The following is a 21,303-nucleotide window of genomic DNA, read 5'->3' as shown; positions in this document are numbered from 1 at the left end:
CCGCGGGGTACAACAAACAAGCGAGAAATCAGTGGACGTCTTTCCAATATTCCCGCTTGAGCAGATAGGCAAATACGAAGAAGAACGCCAGGAACAGCAGTACATAAGTACCAATGCGCTGGCTCTCCAGCTTGACCGGATTCGCCGAGTACGCGAGGAAGGTCACCAGGTTTTTGATCTTCTCGTCGTATTCAGCCTCGCTAAGCTCACCGGTACCCGGAACAACCGTCATGGCATGGCAGTCTTCGTGCGTGATCGGTGTGCCAGTCAGCGGGTCGAACTGCTTGCGACCGTCTTCGACAACCTGAACCTGCTTGCACGCCACCGACTCGCCCTCGGGAAGCGTACCGGGCAACACCTGGCGCCCCTGCAGCGGTGCCAGCACGTGCGGCATGCCGACGTTCGGGAATACCGTGTTGTTGACTCCATATGGACGAGCAGGATCTTCGTAGAAACTGCGCAGGTAGGTGTACAACCAATCGTTTCCACGCACTCGCGCGACCAGCGTCAGGTCCGGCGGAGCTGCACCAAACCAGGTCTTGGCATCATCCGGAGTCATGCCGATCTTCATGTGATCGCCGATCTTGGCGCCAGTGAAGACGATATTGTCGAGCATGATCTCTGCGGGAATATCCAGATCCGTCGCAACCCGCTCGTACCGCTGGTACTGCGCGCTGTGGCAGCCCATGCAGTAGTTGGTAAAGGTCTGCAGACCATCCTGCAACGCGACCTTATCAGTCAGATCGACATCGACTTCATCCAGATGAACGCCACCACCAGCCGCGAAACCAAAGGCCGGCACCAGTGCGAGAATCAATGCAGCAAATTGCTTTTTCATCAGCCAGCCACCCTTTGCGGAACTACTTTGGTCTTCTCGAGCTTGGTATAGAACGGCATCAGGATGAAGTAGCCGAAGTAGATAGCAGTACAGATCCGCGCGAGAAGTGTGCGCTCGGGAGTCGGAGCCAATACGCCAAGCACACCGAGAATGATGAAGGAGATGCAGAACGCCAGCAGCGTGATCTTGCTCATCCAGCCCTTGTACTTCATTGATTTGACCGGACTGCGGTCAAGCCAGGGCAGTACGAACAGCACGGCGATCGCAGCGCCCATGGCAATGACGCCCAGGAGCTTGTCTGGAACCGCACGAAGGATCGCGTAGAACGGCGTGAAATACCAAACAGGCGCGATATGCTCTGGCGTCTTGAAGGCGTTCGCCACTTCGAAGTTAGGCTTCTCGAGGAAATAGCCACCCATTTCCGGGAAGAAGAACACGATGGCGCAGAACACGAACAAGAACACCACCACACCCACGATATCCTTCACCGTGTAGTACGGATGGAACGGAATGCCATCAAGCGGCACGCCTGCTTCGTTCTTGGTCTTCTTGATGTCGACGCCCATCGGGTTGTTCGAGCCCACCTCATGCAGCGCGAGGATGTGCAGCACGACTAGCCCGAGGATCACGATCGGCAGTGCGATGACGTGCAGTGCAAAGAAGCGGTTCAGGGTGATGCCGGAGATCAGGTAATCACCGCGAATCCACTGGGTCAGATCGTCGCCGATAACCGGGATGGCACCGAACAGCGAGATGATTACCTGGGCGCCCCAGTAGGACATCTGGCCCCACGGCAGCAGGTAGCCCATGAACGCCTCCGCCATCAACGCCAGGTAGATCATCATGCCGAAGATCCAGACCAGCTCGCGCGGCTTCTGATAGGAGCCATAAAGGATCCCGCGGAACATATGCAGGTAGACCACGACGAAGAACGCCGACGCACCGGTGGAGTGCAGGTAGCGAATGATCCAGCCATATTCGACGTCGCGCATGATGTATTCGACGGAGGCGAATGCACCTTCTGCAGACGGCTCGAAACTCATCGTCAACCAGACACCGGTAAGCAGTTGATTGACAAGAACCAACAAAGCGAGCGAACCGAAGAAATACAGGACGTTAAAGTTCTTCGGTGCGTAGTACTTGCTTAGATGGTCTTCCCACATTTTGGTCGCGGGGAAGCGCGCGTCGACCCATTCCATGAACTTGCTCATCATGCGCTCTCCTGATCCACGCCGATGACGACAATGGAGTCCGTCTCGTATGTGTGTGGGGGAACCGGCAGGTTCAAGGGCGCAGGCTGGCCCTTGTAGACGCGGCCAGCCAAGTCGTACTTCGATCCGTGGCACGGGCAGAAGTAGCCGCCGAGCCAATCGGCACCCAGATCAGGCGCTGCCACTTCCGGGCGGAAGGATGGGGAACAACCGAGATGCGTGCAGAGTCCGACGACAATAAGCACTTCCGGTTTGATCGAGCGAACCGCCGGATCGACATAGGTTGGCTGTACCGAAGCCTCGGAATTGGGATCCGCTACCGTGTCAGTCAGCTTCGCCAGGTTCGCCATGGCCTCGTCGGTCCGACGGAGGATAAATACCGGCTGACCGCGCCATTCGGCAACCATCTGCTGGCCTGGCTCGATCTTGCTGATATTTACCTTAACCGGTGCACCGGCAGCCTTGGCCTTGGCACTTGGGAACCACGATCCCACGAACGGGACCGCGGCACCCACCGCTCCTGCAGCACCTACTACCGAAGTAGCGGCTACGAGGAAGCGACGCCGGCCAGCATTCACGCCGTCATTGCTCATTCAGTCGTCTCCCATCAGTTTTCTTATGGCCTACCGAAAGCAGGCGTCTACTACGTGCGTCTACTGTAAAACGAGGCCGCGAAAAAATTCGCCAAATGGTAAAGAAAACCCCCTCTCATGACAAGGTAATAACCGGATACATCCTTGCGTCAGGCCCCGAAAGCCGGGGCTTGCCGCGCGACATGCTGTCGCAGGAAAGAAAACGACGCGCATAAAAAAACGCCCAGCTCCGTGAGAAGCTGGGCGTTCTTTTTGAGAAGCCTGAATTAGCGCTTCGAGTACTGCGGACGCTTACGCGCCTTACGCAGACCGACTTTCTTACGTTCAACTTCGCGAGCATCGCGAGTAACGAAGCCAGCTTTACGCAGAGCAGGACGCAGGGTCTCGTCATATTCCATCAGGGCACGAGTGATGCCGTGGCGGATCGCACCGGCCTGACCACTCACACCACCACCGAGAACAGTTACGTAAATGTCGAACTTTTCGACAGTCGCAGTCAGTTCCAGAGGCTGGCGAACGACCATGCGAGCGGTTTCACGCCCGAAGAAGTTGTCCAGCTCGCGGTTGTTGATGGAGATTTTGCCAGTACCCGGACGCAGGAATACGCGTGCGGTTGCAGTCTTACGACGGCCAGTGCCGTAGTTTTGAGTCGCCGACATAATGAACTATTCCGTTAAATCTTCAGTTCTTGGGGCTGCTGAGCGGTATGCGGATGATTGGCACCCTTATACACCTTCAGCTTACGGTACATGTCGCGACCCAGCGGGTTCTTAGGCAACATGCCCTTGACCGCGGTCTCGATCACACGCTCTGGCGCCTTGGCGATCAGCTTCTCGAAGTTGATCGACTTGATGCCACCCGGGAAACCGGAGTGGGAGTAGTACATCTTGTCGGTGGTTTTCGCACCGGTAACACGCACTTGCTCGGCATTGATAACGACGATGTAATCACCGGTATCGACGTGAGGGGTATATTCCGCCTTGTGCTTGCCACGCAGGCGGCTAGCGATTTCGGTTGCCAGACGACCCAGGGTCTGGCCGGCAGCGTCGACGACGAACCAGTCGCGCTTGACGGTTTCCGGTTTAGCAGTAAAAGTCTTCATTCGTTATAGCCTCAGGGGCCGCCCTGAAAATAAGACGGCGAATCTTACTGAATGGTGCTCGCCCTGGCAAGGCCAGGACAGCCGGAAACAGACGCTATCGGGGGCTCGGGTCAGCGCGTCCGCTACGGCAGTGTTCGGTAGGCTAGGCATCCCCTACCTTGTTTGTGCGTCAACGGGCTAGGCATCCCCGGCGACAGGCTGCGGAATTATCCGGATTACCAGCCAAATAGCAAGCAGCTTCTTACCTTTCCCTCCGCCGACACCTCGAGGCGCAATCAGATCGGTGCCGCTGACCAGCCGCCCACGACGGATGCATCTCAAGCCAGCAGGGGAAGACAAGAAACTTATCGCCTGCGCTACCATCCCAATCCGAGAACCCTCCAAACGCAAGGACACCGCATGGAACAGCGCCGACTAGGCCGTACCGAACTCAATGTCACTGCGCTCTGCCTGGGCACCATGACCTGGGGCGAGCAGAACAGCGAGCGCGAGGCCTTCGCCCAACTTGACTGCGCTAAAGCCGCAGGCATCAACTTCGTCGACACAGCCGAAATGTACCCGGTACCGCCCAAGCCGGACACCTATGCCTCCACCGAGCGCTACCTAGGTAACTACTTCAAGGCACGCGGCAACCGCGCCGACTGGGTTCTGACCAGTAAAATCGCCGGCCCAGGCAATGGCATCAACCACATCCGCGACGGCCAGTTGAAAATGAATCGCCAGCACATCGTCGCGGCACTGGACGCCAGCCTGCAGCGCCTGCAAACGGACTGGATCGATCTCTATCAGCTGCATTGGCCTGAGCGCAGCACAAATTTCTTCGGCCAGCTTGGCTACCGCCATCAGGATCAGGACTTCACGCCGATCGAGGAAACCCTCGAGGTGCTCGACGAGCAAGTAAAAGCCGGCAAGATCCGCCATATCGGCCTGTCGAACGAAACGCCATGGGGCACCATGAAGTTCCTGCAGCTTGCCGAAGCCCGAGGCTGGCCGCGCGTCGTGTCCATTCAGAACCCCTACAACCTGCTCAACCGAACCTTTGAAGTCGGGCTCGCCGAAATCGCAATGCGCGAGCAGTGCGGACTCCTTGCCTACTCTCCGCTCGCCTTCGGCATGCTCAGTGGTAAATACGAGCAAGGCGCGCGACCAGCCGGAGCACGCCTGACACTGTTCAGCCGCTTCGCTCGTTACGCCAACTCGCAATCGCAAGCGGCATGCTCCCGATATGTGACGCTCGCCAGGGAGCATGGCCTGGACCCTGCGCAAATGGCCCTTGCCTATGTGACCCGACGGCCTTTCGTCACCAGCAACATCATCGGTGCCACTTCAATCGAACAACTGGAAAGCAATTTGGCCAGCACCGAACTGCACTTATCAGCAGAGGTACTCGAAGCCATCGAAGCCATTCACACCGAACAACCAAACCCTGCCCCTTGAGGAAACCTTGAGTCAGATATTCCTGACCGCGAAAAGGCGAGCCTTGTTGGCGCCACCGACAACCCAGCCTCTGGCGCTAGGAGCCCGTAGATGATCGCTGCCGAACTGCTCGCGCCGACCAGCCTTTTGCTGGGCTGGCTACTGTATGTCGCCGGGTTGATTTGGGCGTGCATGCGGGCGCCCTGGGTCGAGCTGTTTAGCGACACCCGCCGTCAGCACCTGCTGTTTGGTGCGGTTCTGGCAATCTTTCTGCTTTGGCTGGTTCGCCGGGACTTCGATTCAGGCCTGTCTTTCCATTTCATCGGCCTGACTGCCGTCACGCTACTGCTCGACTGGCCCCTGGCGATTCTTGCCGCATTTGTCGCCCAGCTTGGCTTGACGATCACAGGCCACCAGCAATTGGTGGCCCTCGGCCTGAATGGCGTCTTGCTGGTGCTGATCCCTGTTACGGTAACCGAGCTCTGCGCGATGGCGGTCGAACGCACCCAGCCACGCAACCTCTTCGTGTATATCTTCTTCTCAGGCTTCTTTGCCGCGGGTCTCGCGGCACTGTTCTGCATCCTTGCAGGGCTTGGGGTCTTGCTGATTGATGGCCGCTACCCGATGCCGCCCTGGCTCGAGGACTTTGCGGGCTACATCTGGCTGGTAATGTTTCCCGAGGCGTTCATCAACGGTACGGTCGTGAGCGCCCTGGTGGTTTTCTATCCGGACTGGATGGAGACCTTCAACCGCAGCCGTTATCTGCAAGCCCCATGGAAAGATGACGGCAGCGACGAGGCGTAAGCAAGCACCCTCGCGCACACCGATCCCCACACCAATGCGCCACCCCAACCGCCAGTTCAGTGCTGGCGCGGCGGTACGTCATCCGAGAACAGATCATCCTCAAGCTCGTTGCCAGGGATCGCATGCTCTTCCGAGGCCCAGGCGCCCAAATCGATCAACTTGCACCGCTCCGAGCAGAACGGTCGGCTCACACTCTTCACGCTCCACTCGACTGGCGCCCCGCATGTGGGACATTCAACAACCGCAGTACTCATTCCTGACCTCCTCGCAGCGTCAGATAAAACTCGTGTAAACGTTTGACCTCGCTTTCCAGCCAGGCCCGATCTCGATCATTGACCAGCACATCATCGGCATGACGTAAGCGTTCTTCGCGACTGGTCTGTGCGTTGAGAATGGCGCGGATCTGCGCTTCGCTGGATTGATCGCGCCGAACGGCGCGCTCCAACTGCAACGCCTCTGGCACATCGACCACCAACACGCGCGCAACCTGATGGTGCTGACCGGACTCCACCAATAAAGGCGAAACCATGATCGCGTACGGCGAGGTTGCCCGAGCGAGGTGCTCAGCGGTCTCCTGGCGTATCAGCGGATGCAATAGCTGCTCAAGCCATTTGCGCTGCTCCGGTTCCCGGAATACCAGTTCGCGCAGCGCGGCTCTATCCAGACTGCCATCGGTCGCGAGAACAGCCTCACCGAACCGATCAACAATCAACCCCAGCGCCGGTCGACCTGGCTCTACAACCCAGCGGGCGGCATGGTCAGAATCGACCCACTGCACTCCGAGGCGACCGAAAGCGTCCACCACGGCGCTCTTGCCGCTACCGATACCGCCCGTCAAACCCAGCACCCAAGGCTTCATCACGTCCCGTCCAGACGATAAAACGACGCGCAGTAGTAACGTTTGAAATGAAAGGATGCAAGCGCAAGGTCGATTCTCAGGAGAATCGCCCGACCTTTTTTGAGCTGAGAAAGCCAGCTTTTACAACTAACGGAACGGAAAAATCGCTAATGCCGATCAGACCCGAATGCCCAGACCGTTAGAACCTGGCAAATTGAAGATAGGCTGCAGTGATCTGATCGCCCCAGAGCAGCGCGACCCAACCGGCAATCGCCAGGTACGGGCCGAAGGGAATGGTTGTGCCGCTGTCCGCCTTTTGCAGGCGCAGCATGATGGTACCCAGCACTGCGCCGACGACTGACGAAAGAAGAATGGTCAGCGGCAAGACTTGCCATCCGCCCCAAGCGCCCAGCATCGCCAACAGCTTGAAATCGCCATAGCCCATGCCTTCCTTGCCAGTCACCAGTTTGAATAGCCAGTAAACCGACCATAGGCTGAGATATCCAGCGACCGCCCCCCACACCGCATCCGGCAATGAGGCGAACAATCCATAGTAGTTAACAATCAAGCCCAGCCACAGCAACGGCAGCACGAGGGAGTCAGGCAAAAGCTGGTGATCGACATCGATCATGCTCATAGCCAGCAAACCCCAGGTCAGCAACAGCATCGCCCCGGTCTGCCAGGTGAAGCCAAAGTGCCAGGCCACATAGGCGGACAACACTCCACAGAGCAGCTCGATCAACGGATAGCGCCTGCTGATCGGCGCCCGGCACGACGAGCACTTGCCGCGCAGCGCTAGCCAACTGACCAAGGGAATATTTTCCCAAGGCCGTATCTCATGATCGCAATGCGGGCAGTGAGAGTTGGGAAGCACAAGATTGAAGGTTGGCGCAGGCTCGGCCGGCAGCTCCAGAAACTCACGCGCCTGAGCGCGCCAGTCACGCTGCATCATGATCGGCAGGCGATGGATGACCACATTAAGAAAACTGCCCACCAGCAAGCCCAGCACCAGCACACACAAAACAAAGGCCAGCGTGTTGCTGGCCAGAAAAGTAGCCACATTCATTTTCTAGACCACGGCCCCAAGCTGGAAGATCGGCAGGTACATGGCGATGATCAAGCCGCCCACCAGCACACCCAGAACCGCCATGATCATCGGCTCCATGAGCGCAGTAAGGCCGTCAACCATGTTGTCCACTTCGTCTTCGTAGAAGGTGGCGACCTTCGCCAGCATCTCATCCAGAGAGCCAGACTCTTCGCCAATGGCGGTCATCTGAATCGCCATGCTCGGGAAGGTCCCAGTTGTTCGCATGGAGAAGTTCAGCTGCATACCGCTGGATACATCACTCTTGACCTTCATCGTCGCGTTGCGGAACACCACGTTACCAGTGGCACCGGCAACCGAGTCCAGCGCATCCACCAGCGGCACACCCGCCGCGAACGTAGTCGCCAAGGTCCGCGCAAAACGCGCCACCGCAGACTTGTAGAGAATGTCACCCACGATCGGCACCTTGAGCAGGAACCGGTCAAACCAGTTACGAAAGCCCTCGGACTTGCCGTGAGCCGTCTTAAAGGCATAAGCAGCGCCGAACAGACCAAGCAGTACCAGATGCCACCAGGCTTGCAAGGCCTCTGACAGGCCAATGACCATCAGGGTAAACGCGGGCAACTCGGCGCCGAAGTTGGCGAATACCTCCTGGAACTGCGGAACCACCTTGATCAACAGAATCGCCGACACGATGATCGCAACCAGCACCACCGCGATCGGGTAGTTCATCGCTTTCTTGATCTTGGCCTTCAGCGCCTCGGTCTTTTCCTTGTAGGTCGCGACGCGATCCAGCAGGGTTTCCAGGGAGCCGGACTGCTCGCCCGAATCGACCAGGTTGCAATACAGGTCATCGAAATACTGCGGCTTCTTGCGCAGAGCGGTAGCGAAGCTGTTACCCGCTGCAACCTCCTGCTTGAGGTCGTCCACCAGCTTGCGCATGTTCGGGTTATCGAAACCCTCGCCGATAATGTCGAAGGACTGCAACAACGGCACGCCCGCTTTCATCATCGTCGCCATCTGACGTGTGAAGAGGGCGATATCCATCGGCTTGATCTTCTTGCCGGCGCTGAACAGCGACACCGACTTCTTGCGAACCTTCTGCGGGTTGACGCCCTGCTTGCGTAGCTGCGCTTTGACCAGTGCTGGGCTTACGCCGCTTAGCTCGCCCTTGATCTTCGCGCCTTGCCTGTTTGTTCCTTCCCAGGTGAAGACACTGGTTTTTACCGCTTTCTGCGCCATGTTAGTCCTTGGTCACCCGGTTGACTTCTTCCAGGCTGGTCACGCCCTGCATGGCTTTTACAAGAGCCGAAGTGCGCAGGTCATTGAAGCCGTCTTTACGCATCTGGGTGGAAATGTCGATGGAGTTGCCGTCCTCCATGATAATCCTGGCCAATGCTGGCGTGTTTTTAACCACTTCATAAATACCGACACGGCCTTTGTAACCGCCTTTGCAATTTTCACAACCCACCGGGCCGTAAACCTTGAAGGTGCCGATCTTATCGGCAGGGAAACCCTCTTCCAGCAGGGCATCACGTGGCATTTCCACTTCTTTTTTGCAGGCGTTGCAGAGCTTGCGCGCCAGGCGCTGGGCAATGATCAGGTTCACAGAGGTGGCAATATTGAAGGCCGCAACGCCCATGTTGCGCAGACGCGTAAGGGTTTCCGCCGCGCTGTTAGTGTGCAGCGTCGACATCACCATATGGCCCGTCTGAGCCGCCTTGATGGCAATCTCGGCGGTCTCCAGATCGCGGATCTCGCCCACCATGATGATGTCCGGGTCCTGACGCAGAAACGCCCGCAGCGCCTGAGAGAAGTCCATGCCCTGGCGAGGATTAACGTTTACTTGATTGATACCCTCAAGGTTGATCTCCACCGGGTCTTCCGCCGTAGAGATATTCACATCGACTGTATTCAGAATATTCAGACCGGTATACAGGGATACCGTCTTGCCCGACCCCGTTGGGCCGGTGACCAGAATCATGCCCTGCGGCTGCTTGAGGGCACTCATATACAGCTCTTTCTGATCCTCCTCATAGCCCAGCGCATCGATGCCCATCTGTGCGCTGGACGGATCGAGAATCCGCATCACGATCTTCTCGCCCCACAAGGTCGGCAGGGTGTTCACGCGGAAGTCGATGGCCTTGGTCTTGGACAGCTTCATCTTGATCCGGCCGTCCTGCGGCTTGCGGCGCTCGGAGATATCCAGCCCGGCCATGACCTTCAAGCGTGCGGAGATGCGCGGAGCCAACTGGATCGGCGGGCGCGCCACTTCATGGAGAATGCCATCGGTGCGTAGCCGTACGCGGAACGCTTTCTCGTACGGCTCGAAATGCAGGTCGGAAGAGCCGCCGCGAATCGCGTCGAGCAGCATCTTGTTGACGAAGCGCACGACCGGGGCGTCGTCGGCGGCCTCCCCGCCGTCATCATTCGCTGAATCATCCGATACGGTTTGAACGTCAATCCCGTCCAAATCCACGTCACCGAGATCCTCCAGGCCGGAGGTCGCGCTTTCGAAAAACTTGTCGAGGGCCAAACCGAGCTTGTCGTCCTCGACCAGAATCGCCTCGGTCGTCAGCCCGGTACTGAACTGGATATCCGAAACAGCCTGCTGGTTGGTCGGGTCCGACACCGCCACGTACAGCTTGTGGCCACGTTTTATCAGCGGCAGTACGCGATGCTGGCGCGCCAACTTTTCAGACACAACGTCTTTTAGCTGGCTTTCCTTATCCAGCGCGTTGAGGTCCATGTACGCGACACCGAACTGTTCTGCTGCCAGTTCGGCGACCGCCCGGCCACTGGCGAGCTTGTTCTCTACCACATAGGTCACCAGCGACAGCTTGTTGCGTTGCGCCTGCTGTTGCGCTTGCTGCGCCGTCCGGTCGTCGAGCAGGCCGGCCAGCACCATCTGCTTGGCCAACCCGGAAAGGGCAACGTTGTCGATCATGGGCTCGGTTCTTCTGGATTAATGCTCGCCTTATAGCGTAGATAGCCAGGCGTGCCAAACGGCGTCATCGCAGGTGACGAAATTTGTCAGAAGCGTGCGAATCCAGACAGCGTGCATGGTTCACATTGCCCCTCAGACCCGCGGAATCTCTGGGCTGGAAAGTTGGCACGGCGCCTGCAATTGGGAGAACAGGCTCAACTGCCTGAACCTTCAAGGAGAAACACATGAAAGCTCAGATGCAAAAAGGTTTTACCCTGATTGAATTGATGATCGTTGTAGCGATTATCGGTATATTGGCTGCAATCGCGATACCGCAATATCAAAACTATATTGCGCGCTCGCAATTTTCCGAATCACATACGCTTCTTGGCGGGGCTCGCACTGCGGTGCAAGAGAAGATTGACCAAGGTCAAGCATTTACCGCATCGACCGGTGCGCCCAACGCCACAACCAATGCGCTGGGGATTCAGCTTACTGGTGAATACGGCACAATCACGGCACCAGCAGCGGCCGCTAACGCAACGACCTATGAACTCACCTATACATTCGGTGGTGCCAACACAAATCTGAACACTAAGACCGTAAAATATACCTACACCCCTGCCACAGGTGTTTGGGGCTGTGTTACTACCGTTAGCCAGCAATACGCAACTAACTGCACTAGCTCGTAAGTTAACTCCTAATGACGCCAGCGAATACCCAGCGGTTTAACACGCAGTAATATTCAGTCGAGATGGCAAAACCTCGCCCCTTGCAGGCGGGGTTTTGCGTCGACTACATAACATCAATCATCTTAAAGCTATACACACCTTAGTGCTATCGACTAATGATAAGGCACAAGCAAAAAATTAATTTTTCTATAACCACTACAGCGGCTTATATGTTGCTAGCTTTATCGGTTATATTATTCTGCTTTTCAGCCTTACATCTATGGCTCGCCGAGTACACCTGGCATGACCAACAGCGTATCTTTCAATTAGTCCTGCTTTGCATAACCGCACCTCTTGCGATTTTTTCGTCGAAAACGGCATTACCAAAGCAGGCATCCGCTGCAGTTTTTCTCTTGTTATTTATTGGCATACTTTCAACCCATGCTTCCATGTGGCCCGAATGGGCACTCAAAGAGTGGAGCAGATTTGCTGGTTTATCCCTACTTGTCATAGCTATTGGCGGGATGCAATTAAACGCTATCCACCTGCGCTCACTGCTAGGAATTATGGCTTTCATTGGGCTTATCCAAGCATTTCAATTTTTGAATTATTACTTACTAGCATTCATCACGGGTGTATATAAGCTAGACACTGACATTCTCGTAACTGGCTTCTCAAATCCGCGCTCTTTCGGTCAATTCCAAGTCCTACTTATGCCGGTAATGGCAGTTTTGATTGCGCACAGCCTCCACCATCGTAAGAAATCGCTCGTTAGTTTATTAGCGCTCGGACTTTCCTTCCATTGGTGTATCGCTTTTACTCTAGGGGGGCGAGGTCTGTGGCTAGGATTACTTGCCAGCCATCTCGCCCTGCTTGTGATAAACCGCAAGCTCTGGCACATCGTAGCCTTGCAGGCAGCTGCAGCTTTACTGGGCTTTGTGCTGTTCTTGCTGCTGTTCAAACTGGTCCCACTTTGGCTGGGGCTCGATCCAGTCCTTCGCGATGGCGTACGCACCAGCCTGTCGGGTCGCGAGCTTATATGGCAATGGGCGTGGGAGATGGCGCTGGCTAATCCCTGGCTGGGTGTTGGCCCCATGCACTACTCGGCAACTTATAACCCCATCGCGGCCCATCCACATCAAGTTTTCCTTCAGTGGCTGGCCGAATGGGGCGTCGTCGCTACCGTTATTGCTCTTGCCCTTTGCATATGGGGATTGCTAAACGGCGCCCGCTATTTACGAAGCACGTCTGGCAACGAAATGGATGCCGCGCTTTGGGTTTCAATCGTCGGTGCACTAGTATTGGCTCAGGTCGATGGTGTATTCGTCATGCCCTACACAGAGACTTGGCTCGCATTACTGATTGGGTTGGCCTTGGGTCGCCAGTCCACCACACTTACGGCCCCCTCCCTTATTCAGCGCTTCGGCTGCGCCGTTACCGCAATCCCGGTGCTGCTGGTTCTAGGCAAAGCTCTGATAAGCGAAGCACCCACATTGCCCCAAATTATCGATACCTACACGACGCAATATCACACCGGCTTGACTCCTCGCTTTTGGTCGCAAGGTTGGATACCGATGTAGTCGCATCGCTGTAGAGCGAGGGAACCTGCGCGGTTCCGGCAAGCGCCCTGCAAGATCGAATCATTACACCTGCTCCGTAGTTCACTGAGACCTTGTTCATCAACCACGGCGAATTGCTTTCGGGCTGTCCGACGTTGATTCCACGTTGCACCGACCGCTCTCGGCGGGTTGCACCCGCCTACAGTTAGTGGGGGAGGACTTCGTCCAAACAAAAACGCCCTGCATGGGCAGGGCGTTTTATTTCAACAGACGGTGCGCTAGATAACGCCGCGTTTACGCAGCAAGTCAGTGACCTGCTTGGCACTCTCCTCGACCGTCAGCGATTCCGTGTCGATCACCAGATCAGCATTCACAGGCACATCGTAGGGGAAGGACTCGCCCGGGATGTTGTCGCTGCCTGCCGCATATAGCCCCTGCGGATCACGCTGTTGGCAGGCCTGCGGAGAAGCTTGCACATAGACGGTGATGGCTCGATCTGCACCGATCAGCGCCTTGGCCTGCTCGCGCCCTTCTGCGTCCGGTGCGACGAAGGCTGCGAGGGTCAGCAGACCGGCCTCATTGAACTGACGCGCCACTTGAGCGGCACGGCGCCAGTTTTCGGTACGACCTGCACGATCCTGTGGAAGGCCCTTGTTAACGTCGTGGCGCAGGTTCTGGCCGTCCAGCACATAGACGGCGCGACCCATGTCGAACAGCTTGCGCTCGACCGCATAAGCCAGGGTGCTCTTGCCGGCACCGGACAAGCCGGTGAACAGCACGGTTGCCGGCTGCTGACCGAAACGGCTTGCCCGCTCTTCGGTGGATACATGCGCCAGCGCGCCGTGATGTCCGAACGCGCCGTGGGCGACCGGGTCGGCAATGATCATGCCGGCGCCCACGGTGCCGTTGGTGAGGCGGTCAATGATGATGAAGGCGCCGGTCGTACGATTTTGCGCGTAGCCATCCAGCGCAATGGGGGCGTCCAGCGCGATCTTCACCCGGCCGATCTCGTTGAGCGCCAGGCTGCTCGCCGAACCATGCTCCAGCGTGTTCACATCCACTCGATGAGTGATGCTGGCAATCGAACCCGGCACGTAGCTGGTAGCACGCTTGATGTCGTATTTCTTGCCCGGCAGCATCGGCTCTTCGGCCATCCACACCAGCATGGCGTCGAAGCTGTCAGCGATGCGAGGCTGATTGTCGGCGTGTACCAGCATGTCGCCGCGCGACACGTCGATCTCATCTTCCAGGGTCAGGGTGATCGCCTCGCCCGGAGTTGCCTGCTCCAGCTCGCCGTCAAAGGTGACGATGGATTTGACGGTGCTGCGCTTGCCGGACGGCAGCACAACGACCTCGTCGCCCTTGCGCACGATGCCGCTGGCCAGCGTACCGGCAAAGCCGCGGAAGTTGAGGTTGGGACGGTTGACGTACTGCACCGGGAAGCGCAGGTCGTCAAAATTGCGGTCGCCAGCGATCTCGACGCTTTCGAGAATCTCCATCAGCGACTGACCTTCGTACCAAGGCGCACGCTCGGAACGGTTGACCACGTTGTCGCCCTTGAGCGCCGACATGGGTACGAAGTGCAGCGAAGTCGGCTGGAGCTCGATGCGCTCGGCGAACGCCAGGTAGTCGGCCTTGATGCGCTCGAAAACGGACTGGTCGAAGTCCATCAGGTCCATCTTGTTGATGGCCACGACGATGTGTTTGATGCCGAGTAGCGAGGTGATGAAGCTGTGACGCTTGGTCTGGGTCTGCACACCGTAGCGGGCATCGACCAGGATGATCGCCAGGTCGCAGGTCGACGCGCCGGTGGCCATGTTGCGCGTGTACTGCTCATGGCCGGGGGTGTCGGCAATGATGAACTTGCGCTTGGCGGTGGAGAAATAACGGTAGGCGACATCGATGGTGATGCCCTGCTCACGCTCGGCCTGTAGGCCGTCGACCAGCAACGCCAGGTCGACGTCATCGCCCGTGGTGCCGGATTTCTTCGAATCGCGGGTGATGGCTTCGAGATGATCTTCATAGATCATCTTCGAGTCATGCAGTAAGCGCCCGATCAGAGTGCTCTTGCCGTCGTCGACGTTACCGCAGGTCAGGAAGCGCAGAAGCTCTTTGCGCTCGTGCTGGGCCAGGTAGGCGAGGATGTCCTCGCTGATCAAATCAGACTGATGAGACATGGTGCGGAATCCTTAGAAGTAGCCCTGACGTTTCTTTTCTTCCATCGAACCGGCGCCATCGTGGTCGATGACACGGCCCTGACGTTCGGAAGTACGCGTCAAGAGCATTTCCTGGATGATCTCGGGAAGGCTTGACGCCGTGGACTCCACCGCACCGGTCAGCGGGTAGCAGCCGAGCGTGCGGAAACGAACCATGCGCTTTTCGATGCGGCCCTTTTCCTCGTCGGTGAGGTGCTCGAGGATGCGCTCGTCGTCGATCATGATCAGGGTGCCGTTCTTCTCGATGACTTCGCGCTCGGCGGCGAAGTACAGCGGCACGATCGGGATTTGTTCCAGATAGATGTATTGCCAGATGTCCAGCTCGGTCCAGTTCGACAGTGGGAAAACGCGGATGGATTCGCCCTTCTTCACCTTGCCGTTGTAGACGTTCCAGAGCTCAGGACGCTGATTCTTCGGATCCCAGCGGTGCTTGCTGTCGCGGAAGGAGTACACGCGCTCTTTCGCCCGAGACTTCTCTTCATCGCGCCGTGCGCCACCGAACGCCGCATCGAAGCCGTGCTTGTCGAGCGCCTGCTTCAAGCCCTCGGTCTTCATGATATCGGTGTGTTTGGCGCTGCCATGGGTGAACGGATTGATGTTCTGCGCCACGCCATCCGGGTTGATGTGCGTGATCAGGTCCAGATCCATTTCGGTGACCATCTTCTCGCGGAAGCGGTACATCTCCTGGAATTTCCAGCGAGTGTCGACGTGCATCACCGGGAATGGCAACCGGCCTGGGAAAAACGCCTTACGTGCCAGATGCAGCATTACGGCCGAATCCTTACCGATGGAATAAAGCATCACCGGGTTGTCGAACTCGGCGGCCACCTCACGGATGATGTGGATGCTTTCCGCCTCCAGCTGTTTCAGATGCGTCAGTTTGTCGACCATGGCTACTCACGAATTTTTGCAGGTGGGACGGCCGGCACGGCCGGAACGAGGGCGCAACTCTAACACGACGTTAGATTCTAATCAGGACGCCGCTTAGATCTAAATGCTCTAGCTTTATACCGGGCAAAACCTCTTCTCGGTTTCGCTTCACCCAGAGCCGGACTATGCCTAAGCACCTCGTCACGCGGGGTTCGGGCAATCGATGAACAGATGTTCAATGGCAAACCGTTTCGCCAGATATTCACCCAGCGCCTGCACGCCGTACCGCTCGGTGGCGTGATGGCCGGCAGCAAAAAAGCTCAGCCCGTTTTCGCGTGCGATATGCACCGTGGGCTCCGAAATCTCTCCCGTCAGATAGGCATCGACGCCTGCGGTTACCGCTTGATCGATATAGCCCTGTGCGCCACCGGTGCACCAGGCGACCCTTCTGATCAGGCCAAGCCCTTCGACCATCAGTGGCTCACGCCCGAGCGCGTTTTGAACCCGCTGCATGAAGTCGGCCGGTGCGAGCGGCGTATCGAGGGAGCCGACAAGCCCCACTGATCGAGGATTATTCGGCTCCAAAGCGCCCTCGACCGTTAACCCGAGCAGACGAGCCAGTTGCACGTTGTTGCCCACCTCTGGATGGACGTCGAGCGGCAAATGGTAGGCGAGCAGGCTGATGTCATTGCATAGCAGCGTTTTCAGCCGGCGTTGCTTGATGCCGACCACGCGTGGGTCTTCGTTCTTCCAGAAATAGCCATGGTGCGCCAGCACGACATCGGCTTGCGCCTCGACCGCGGCATCGAGCAGCGCTTGGCTCGCCGTCACCCCACTGACGATGCGCCGCACCTGGGGACGCCCTTCGACTTGCAAGCCGTTAGGGCAATAGTCGGGCATCTTCGCGGCATTCAGGAAGCGGTCGGCTTCATCGACCAGGGTAGTCAGCGCAACGGCCATGCAAGCATCCTTCTGTGAATCAGTTGGTCGAAAGTGGTGTCGTTGACGAAAACAGGCCGGACAGCCAATCAGGAACGATACGGGTTAAGCATTCCGGGCGTTGCGATGCAGTTTTGCCACCAGCAAGGCTGCATTTCGCGGCAAGCTTCGTATAATGCGGCCACCTTAAGAGGCGCTCTCGCCTTCCGCAACCTGTCCGGACTTTCCATCGCGATGATCAATGCCCTGCGTTTTTTTGGCTGGCCGTTGCTGGTAGGCCTGCTGGTGGCCCTGCTGATCATTCAGCGCTACCCGCATCTGGTAGGGCTCGGCGCCGAACCGGAATACAGCCTGCAGCAAGCGCCGCTGATCGGCATACCCCAGCAAGGTCCCTACTCCTATGCCAATGCGGTCAGCAGCGCTGCGCCCGCGGTGGCCAATCTCTACACCACCAAGGTGATCGACAGCGCCAGCCAGCCGCCAATGCTCAAGGACGACCCACTGTTCCGGCGCTTCTACGGGGACAACCTGCCGCGCCAACGTCGCATGGAGTCGAGCCTCGGTTCGGCCGTGATCATGAGTCCGGAAGGCTACCTGCTCACCAATAACCACGTCACGGCGAATGCAGAACAGATCGTCGTGGCGCTACGCGATGGACGAGAAACCCTTGCACGGGTAATCGGCAGCGATCCGGAAACCGATCTAGCAGTGCTCAAGATCGACCTGGCAGAGCTTCCGGCAATCACCATCGGCCGCTCGGATGGCATCCGCATCGGCGACGTGACACTGGCGATCGGCAATCCGTTCGGTGTGGGACAAACCGTGACGATGGGGATCATCAGCGCGACCGGCCGCAACCAGCTCGGTCTTAATACCTACGAAGACTTTATCCAGACCGACGCAGCGATCAACCGCGGCAATTCGGGTGGTGCACTGGTGGACACCGCCGGCCATCTGATTGGTATCAACACGGCGATCATTTCCGAATCCGGCGGCTCGCAAGGTATCGGCTTCGCCATCCCGGTGAAACTCGCCATGGACGTGATGAAGTCCATCATCGAGCACGGTCAAGTCATTCGCGGCTGGCTCGGCGTGGAGGTGCAATCGCTCACACCGGAGCTGGCTGAATCCTTCGGTCAGGCCGGTCGGCCCGGAATCGTGGTGGCCGGCGTCTATCGGGATGGGCCGGCTGAACGCGCCGGCCTGCTACCGGGCGACCTGATCCTCAGCATCGATGGGCAGCAAGCAAGCGATGGTCGCAGCTCAATGAACCAGGTTGCCCGCGTGAGGCCTGGGGACAAGATTGATATCGACATTCTGCGTAATGGCAAACCGCTGACGCTTACGGCCGAAGTGGGCATGCGGCCACTGGTGGAGAAAACGCCCCAATAGCCGGGTCGTTCGCCCAATCAAGTGTTATCGAGATGCTGTCGGAGCGAGAGCAGGTTACTGCTCCGCGCGCGGCGTGAGGCACAAACCGGGCGGAGACTCAGCCAAGCGGAGCGACCACCCAAAAGGTGCGAAACACGCTGCCCGGCCTATGCCAAGCGGGGTGCTCGGGTAACAGCGAATACGATCAGACTGCGCTGCTATTACCAGCGACCGGAGACAGCCGCTGGCTCGTGGCGAACCCAATCAAACAATACGTTTCAGCGCATCGAGCAATGCCTGATTTTGCTCCGGTGCGCCGATACTGATCCGCAGAAACTGCTCGATTCGCCCCAGCTTGAAGTGCCGCACGATAACACCGTGCTCACGCAGCCCCGCCGCCAGCGCAGCAGCGTCGCGCTGCAAATGCCGCGCGAAGATGAAGTTCGCCGCCGAGGGCAGCACCTCAAAGCCCAACGCCTGCATCGACGCCGTGACGGCCTCGCGACTGGCGATCACCTGCTGGCAGGTGTGCTCGAAATAGGCGCGGTCCTCAAATGCTGCCGCAGCGCCGGCAATGGCGATGCGGTCCAACGGATAAGAGTTGAAACTGTTCTTGATGCGTTCCAGCGCCTCGATCAGGTCCGGATGCCCTACTGCCAGACCAACGCGCAGACCTGCCAGGGAGCGTGATTTGGAGAGGGTCTGGGTGACCAGCAGGTTCGGGTAGCGGTCCACTAACGCGATTGCTGACTCGCCACCAAAATCGATGTAGGCCTCATCGACCACGACCACCGAATCGGGGCTTGCCTGCAGCAGCCGCTCGATCACTTCGAGCGCCAGCAGGCAACCCGTCGGCGCGTTGGGATTGGGGAAAATGATGCCCCCGTTGGGCCGGGCGTAATCGGCTACCTCGATCTGGAAACGGTCGTCCAGCGCGATGGTTTCGTAGTCGATGCCATACAGGCCGCAATAGACCGGGTAGAAACTGTAGGTCACGTCGGGAAACAGCAGCGGCTTGTCATGCTGGAAAAGCCCATGGAAAACGTGAGCAAGCACCTCGTCCGAACCATTGCCGACGAAAACCTGCTCAGGCCGGACGTGGTAGTAATCAGCGACAGCGCGCTTGAGGCGCTCGCCGTTCGGATCGGGGTACAGCCGCAGGTTGTCGTTCAGCTCCGCCTGCATCGCTGCAAGCGCCTTGGGCGAAGGGCCGTAGGGGTTCTCATTGGTGTTGAGCTTGACCAGATTGGTAAGCTTTGGCTGCTCACCCGGCACATAGGGAACCAGCGCTTTGACGAAGGGGCTCCAGAATTTGCTCATCGGCCTTATTCCTTGATTCAAATGGTTTGATCGCTAGAGGCTGGAGGCTAAACGAAAGCGCACGCGGGCAAGACCCAGCCTTGGCTGCCCCCCCAACCGTAGGAGCTAGCTTGCTGGCGAAGCTTTTGAAGGCGGTCGCGAGCAAGCTCGCGCCTACACGTCCAGCCCTCAAGCCCGCAGCGCTTTGTTCAGCTTTACCGTTTTATCCGATATTCGGCGCTGCGGGCGTGAGCGGTCAGCGACTCGCCGCGCGCCAGCACCGAGGCCACCTTGCCCAATTCGGACGCGCCTTCTGCCGAACAGTTGATGATCGACGAGCGCTTCTGGAAATCGTAAACGCCCAAGGGTGACGAGAACCGCGCTGTGCCCGAGGTGGGCAGGACGTGATTCGGGCCGGCGCAATAGTCGCCCAGCGCCTCGGCCGTATAACGCCCCATGAAGATCGCCCCGGCGTGTCGAATTTGCGGCAGCCACGCATCGGGATCAGCCACCGACAGCTCAAGGTGCTCGGGCGCAATGCGATTAGCGACATCGATCGCCTGCTGCATGTCGGCAACCTGAATCAGCGCCCCACGCCCCTGCAGCGAGGCGCGGGCGATCTCGCCACGTTCAAGGCTTGGCAGCAAACGGGAAATGCTTTCAGCGACCCGGTCGAGGAAGTCCGCATCCGGGCTGACCAGGATCGACTGCGCATCCTCGTCGTGCTCGGCCTGGGAAAACAGGTCCATGGCGATCCAGTCGGGATCGGTCTGGCCGTCGCACACCACCAGGATTTCGGAGGGACCAGCGATCATATCGATGCCGACCTTGCCGAACACGTGACGCTTGGCCGTCGCGACATAGATGTTGCCAGGCCCGACGATCTTGTCGACTGGCGGAACGCTTTCAGTCCCGTAGGCCAGCGCCGCGACGGCCTGAGCGCCACCGATGGTGAACACCCGATCGACACCAGAGATGCACGCCGCCGCCAACACCAGTTCATTGATCTCACCGCGCGGAGTGGGCACCACCATCACGACTTCCGGCACCCCGGCAACCTTTGCCGGGATAGCGTTCATCAATACAGAAGACGGATACGATGCCTTGCCACCCGGCACATAGAGGCCGGCGCGATCAAGCGGGGTGACTTTCTGCCCAAGCACGGTGCCATCCGCTTCGGTGTAGGTCCAGGAGTCCTGCTTTTGCCGTTCGTGGTAGATACGGACACGTTCCGCCGCCGCTTCCAACGCCTGACGCTGAGCCGGGCTGATTCGCGTCAGCGCCAGTTCAAGCCGCTCGCGCGGCAGGATCAAGTCAGCCATGGACGCGACTTCAAGGCCGTCGAAGCGCTGGGTCAACTCCACTAATGCGGCATCGCCACGCTCGCGGACGGTTCGGATAATCTCCAGCACCCGCTGATTGACGCCATCATCAGACACGCTTTCCCAGCTCAGCAGATGATCCAGATGTCGCGCGAAATCGGGATCAGCAGCATTGAGTCGGCGGATGTCGATGGGAGCGGTCATAACGGGCCTCATGAAGGAATGAGTACAGCGATGGTCAGGCGCCCTAGACTAACAAGCCGACCGCGCGGGCACCTGAAAA

20 protein-coding genes are annotated in these 21,303 nt (G+C 58.2%); 5 read left to right on the top strand and 15 right to left on the bottom strand.

Going from position 1 to position 21,303, the window contains the following annotated elements; all coding sequences use genetic code 11:
- Positions 1-28: 28 nt before the first annotated feature.
- The 5 genes from PSTU_RS0119210 to rplM all read right to left on the bottom strand — a co-directional run bounded on the left by PSTU_RS0119210 (position 29) and on the right by rplM (position 3,744).
- Positions 29-838, bottom strand: coding sequence for a cytochrome c1 (locus tag PSTU_RS0119210; RefSeq protein ID WP_019342648.1), 810 nt, complete (start codon positions 836-838; stop codon positions 29-31).
- Complete coding sequence (locus PSTU_RS0119205) at positions 838-2,049, bottom strand: cytochrome b (protein ID WP_019342647.1); 1,212 nt, start codon at positions 2,047-2,049, stop codon at positions 838-840. The genes PSTU_RS0119210 and PSTU_RS0119205 overlap by 1 nt, the downstream gene beginning before the upstream one ends.
- Positions 2,049-2,642 (bottom strand): ubiquinol-cytochrome c reductase iron-sulfur subunit, encoded by a 594-nt coding sequence (gene petA / locus PSTU_RS0119200; RefSeq protein ID WP_019342646.1) that lies wholly within the window; start codon positions 2,640-2,642, stop codon positions 2,049-2,051. Before petA ends, PSTU_RS0119205 begins: the two co-directional genes overlap by 1 nt.
- 266 nt (positions 2,643-2,908) lie before the next feature.
- On the bottom strand, positions 2,909-3,301 hold the full coding sequence (gene rpsI, locus PSTU_RS0119195; RefSeq protein ID WP_019342645.1) for a 30S ribosomal protein S9: 393 nt from the start codon (positions 3,299-3,301) through the stop codon (positions 2,909-2,911).
- Between the two features lie 14 nt (positions 3,302-3,315).
- Complete coding sequence (gene rplM / locus PSTU_RS0119190; protein ID WP_019342644.1) at positions 3,316-3,744, bottom strand: 50S ribosomal protein L13; 429 nt, start codon at positions 3,742-3,744, stop codon at positions 3,316-3,318.
- Positions 3,745-4,143: 399 nt separating this feature from the next.
- On the opposite strand from rplM, the gene PSTU_RS0119185 reads away from it, so the two are divergent.
- Positions 4,144-5,181 (top strand): NADP(H)-dependent aldo-keto reductase, encoded by a 1,038-nt coding sequence (locus PSTU_RS0119185; RefSeq protein ID WP_019342643.1) that lies wholly within the window; start codon positions 4,144-4,146, stop codon positions 5,179-5,181.
- Between the two features lie 90 nt (positions 5,182-5,271).
- Positions 5,272-5,964 (top strand): energy-coupling factor ABC transporter permease, encoded by a 693-nt coding sequence (locus PSTU_RS0119180; protein ID WP_019342642.1) that lies wholly within the window; start codon positions 5,272-5,274, stop codon positions 5,962-5,964.
- A gap of 56 nt (positions 5,965-6,020) precedes the next feature.
- Here PSTU_RS0119180 and yacG read toward each other — a convergent pair whose 3' ends face one another.
- From yacG to pilB, 5 genes are all read right to left on the bottom strand, one after another.
- Positions 6,021-6,218, bottom strand: a complete 198-nt coding sequence (gene yacG, locus PSTU_RS0119175; RefSeq protein WP_029404881.1) for a DNA gyrase inhibitor YacG — start codon at positions 6,216-6,218, stop codon at positions 6,021-6,023.
- Complete coding sequence (gene coaE / locus PSTU_RS0119170; protein WP_019342640.1) at positions 6,215-6,823, bottom strand: dephospho-CoA kinase; 609 nt, start codon at positions 6,821-6,823, stop codon at positions 6,215-6,217. The genes yacG and coaE overlap by 4 nt, the downstream gene beginning before the upstream one ends.
- Positions 6,824-7,001: 178 nt before the next feature.
- Complete coding sequence (locus tag PSTU_RS0119165) at positions 7,002-7,868, bottom strand: prepilin peptidase (RefSeq protein WP_019342639.1); 867 nt, start codon at positions 7,866-7,868, stop codon at positions 7,002-7,004.
- Between the two features lie 3 nt (positions 7,869-7,871).
- Positions 7,872-9,089, bottom strand: a complete 1,218-nt coding sequence (locus PSTU_RS0119160; RefSeq protein WP_019342638.1) for a type II secretion system F family protein — start codon at positions 9,087-9,089, stop codon at positions 7,872-7,874.
- A 1-nt stretch (position 9,090) separates the two neighbouring features.
- A complete protein-coding gene (gene pilB / locus PSTU_RS0119155) occupies positions 9,091-10,794 on the bottom strand; it encodes a type IV-A pilus assembly ATPase PilB (protein WP_019342637.1) in 1,704 nt (567 codons plus the stop codon).
- 224 nt (positions 10,795-11,018) lie between these two features.
- Between pilB and PSTU_RS22205 the strand changes: the two genes are divergently transcribed.
- Positions 11,019-11,465 carry a pilin gene (locus PSTU_RS22205; RefSeq protein WP_019342636.1) on the top strand — a complete coding sequence of 149 codons (447 nt, stop codon included), beginning with the start codon at positions 11,019-11,021 and terminating at the stop codon, positions 11,463-11,465.
- Positions 11,466-11,620: 155 nt separating this feature from the next.
- The gene (locus PSTU_RS0119145) at positions 11,621-13,024 is read left to right on the top strand and encodes an O-antigen ligase family protein (RefSeq protein ID WP_100206799.1); all 1,404 of its coding nucleotides are present in this window, start codon (positions 11,621-11,623) and stop codon (positions 13,022-13,024) included.
- Positions 13,025-13,281: 257 nt separating this feature from the next.
- Here the strand turns inward: PSTU_RS0119145 and cysN are convergent, their stop codons facing one another.
- The 3 genes from cysN to PSTU_RS0119130 form a co-directional block, all read right to left on the bottom strand.
- On the bottom strand, positions 13,282-15,180 hold the full coding sequence (gene cysN, locus PSTU_RS0119140; protein ID WP_019342634.1) for a sulfate adenylyltransferase subunit CysN: 1,899 nt from the start codon (positions 15,178-15,180) through the stop codon (positions 13,282-13,284).
- Positions 15,181-15,192: 12 nt separating this feature from the next.
- On the bottom strand, positions 15,193-16,110 hold the full coding sequence (gene cysD, locus PSTU_RS0119135) for a sulfate adenylyltransferase subunit CysD (RefSeq protein ID WP_019342633.1): 918 nt from the start codon (positions 16,108-16,110) through the stop codon (positions 15,193-15,195).
- Positions 16,111-16,290: 180 nt separating this feature from the next.
- Positions 16,291-17,049: a Nif3-like dinuclear metal center hexameric protein gene (locus PSTU_RS0119130; RefSeq protein WP_019342632.1), complete on the bottom strand. Its 759-nt coding sequence runs from the start codon at positions 17,047-17,049 to the stop codon at positions 16,291-16,293.
- Between the two features lie 213 nt (positions 17,050-17,262).
- Between PSTU_RS0119130 and algW the strand changes: the two genes are divergently transcribed.
- The gene (gene algW, locus PSTU_RS0119125; RefSeq protein WP_029404879.1) at positions 17,263-18,420 is read left to right on the top strand and encodes a Do family serine endopeptidase AlgW; all 1,158 of its coding nucleotides are present in this window, start codon (positions 17,263-17,265) and stop codon (positions 18,418-18,420) included.
- A 243-nt stretch (positions 18,421-18,663) separates the two neighbouring features.
- On the opposite strand, the gene hisC is transcribed toward algW, so the two are convergent.
- Complete coding sequence (hisC, locus tag PSTU_RS0119120) at positions 18,664-19,719, bottom strand: histidinol-phosphate transaminase (protein ID WP_019342630.1); 1,056 nt, start codon at positions 19,717-19,719, stop codon at positions 18,664-18,666.
- 194 nt (positions 19,720-19,913) lie between these two features.
- The gene (gene hisD / locus PSTU_RS0119115; protein WP_019342629.1) at positions 19,914-21,224 is read right to left on the bottom strand and encodes a histidinol dehydrogenase; all 1,311 of its coding nucleotides are present in this window, start codon (positions 21,222-21,224) and stop codon (positions 19,914-19,916) included.
- Positions 21,225-21,303 lie beyond the last annotated feature (79 nt).

Source organism: Stutzerimonas stutzeri SDM-LAC (assembly GCF_000235745.1).
Taxonomy (GTDB): Bacteria; Pseudomonadota; Gammaproteobacteria; order Pseudomonadales; family Pseudomonadaceae; genus Stutzerimonas; species Stutzerimonas stutzeri_H.
This window is presented reverse-complemented; position numbering and strand designations above follow the sequence as displayed.

Excerpts from the sequence above, each read along its gene's own strand:
- PSTU_RS0119130 (WP_019342632.1), bottom strand. The coding sequence starts at position 17,049 with ATGGCCGTTGCGCTGACTACCCTGGTCGATGAAGCCGACCGCTTCCTG.
- PSTU_RS0119160 (WP_019342638.1), bottom strand. The coding sequence starts at position 9,089 with ATGGCGCAGAAAGCGGTAAAAACCAGTGTCTTCACCTGGGAAGGAACA.
- pilB (WP_019342637.1), bottom strand. The coding sequence starts at position 10,794 with ATGATCGACAACGTTGCCCTTTCCGGGTTGGCCAAGCAGATGGTGCTG.
- cysN (WP_019342634.1), bottom strand. The coding sequence starts at position 15,180 with ATGTCTCATCAGTCTGATTTGATCAGCGAGGACATCCTCGCCTACCTG.
- petA (WP_019342646.1), bottom strand. The coding sequence starts at position 2,642 with ATGAGCAATGACGGCGTGAATGCTGGCCGGCGTCGCTTCCTCGTAGCC.
- hisC (WP_019342630.1), bottom strand. The coding sequence starts at position 19,719 with ATGAGCAAATTCTGGAGCCCCTTCGTCAAAGCGCTGGTTCCCTATGTG.
- PSTU_RS0119185 (WP_019342643.1), top strand. The coding sequence starts at position 4,144 with ATGGAACAGCGCCGACTAGGCCGTACCGAACTCAATGTCACTGCGCTC.
- PSTU_RS0119205 (WP_019342647.1), bottom strand. The coding sequence starts at position 2,049 with ATGAGCAAGTTCATGGAATGGGTCGACGCGCGCTTCCCCGCGACCAAA.
- rplM (WP_019342644.1), bottom strand. The coding sequence starts at position 3,744 with ATGAAGACTTTTACTGCTAAACCGGAAACCGTCAAGCGCGACTGGTTC.
- PSTU_RS0119180 (WP_019342642.1), top strand. The coding sequence starts at position 5,272 with ATGATCGCTGCCGAACTGCTCGCGCCGACCAGCCTTTTGCTGGGCTGG.
- algW (WP_029404879.1), top strand. The coding sequence starts at position 17,263 with ATGATCAATGCCCTGCGTTTTTTTGGCTGGCCGTTGCTGGTAGGCCTG.
- yacG (WP_029404881.1), bottom strand. The coding sequence starts at position 6,218 with ATGAGTACTGCGGTTGTTGAATGTCCCACATGCGGGGCGCCAGTCGAG.
- rpsI (WP_019342645.1), bottom strand. The coding sequence starts at position 3,301 with ATGTCGGCGACTCAAAACTACGGCACTGGCCGTCGTAAGACTGCAACC.
- hisD (WP_019342629.1), bottom strand. The coding sequence starts at position 21,224 with ATGACCGCTCCCATCGACATCCGCCGACTCAATGCTGCTGATCCCGAT.
- PSTU_RS0119145 (WP_100206799.1), top strand. The coding sequence starts at position 11,621 with ATGATAAGGCACAAGCAAAAAATTAATTTTTCTATAACCACTACAGCG.
- PSTU_RS0119165 (WP_019342639.1), bottom strand. The coding sequence starts at position 7,868 with ATGAATGTGGCTACTTTTCTGGCCAGCAACACGCTGGCCTTTGTTTTG.
- PSTU_RS22205 (WP_019342636.1), top strand. The coding sequence starts at position 11,019 with ATGAAAGCTCAGATGCAAAAAGGTTTTACCCTGATTGAATTGATGATC.
- PSTU_RS0119210 (WP_019342648.1), bottom strand. The coding sequence starts at position 838 with ATGAAAAAGCAATTTGCTGCATTGATTCTCGCACTGGTGCCGGCCTTT.
- cysD (WP_019342633.1), bottom strand. The coding sequence starts at position 16,110 with ATGGTCGACAAACTGACGCATCTGAAACAGCTGGAGGCGGAAAGCATC.
- coaE (WP_019342640.1), bottom strand. The coding sequence starts at position 6,823 with ATGAAGCCTTGGGTGCTGGGTTTGACGGGCGGTATCGGTAGCGGCAAG.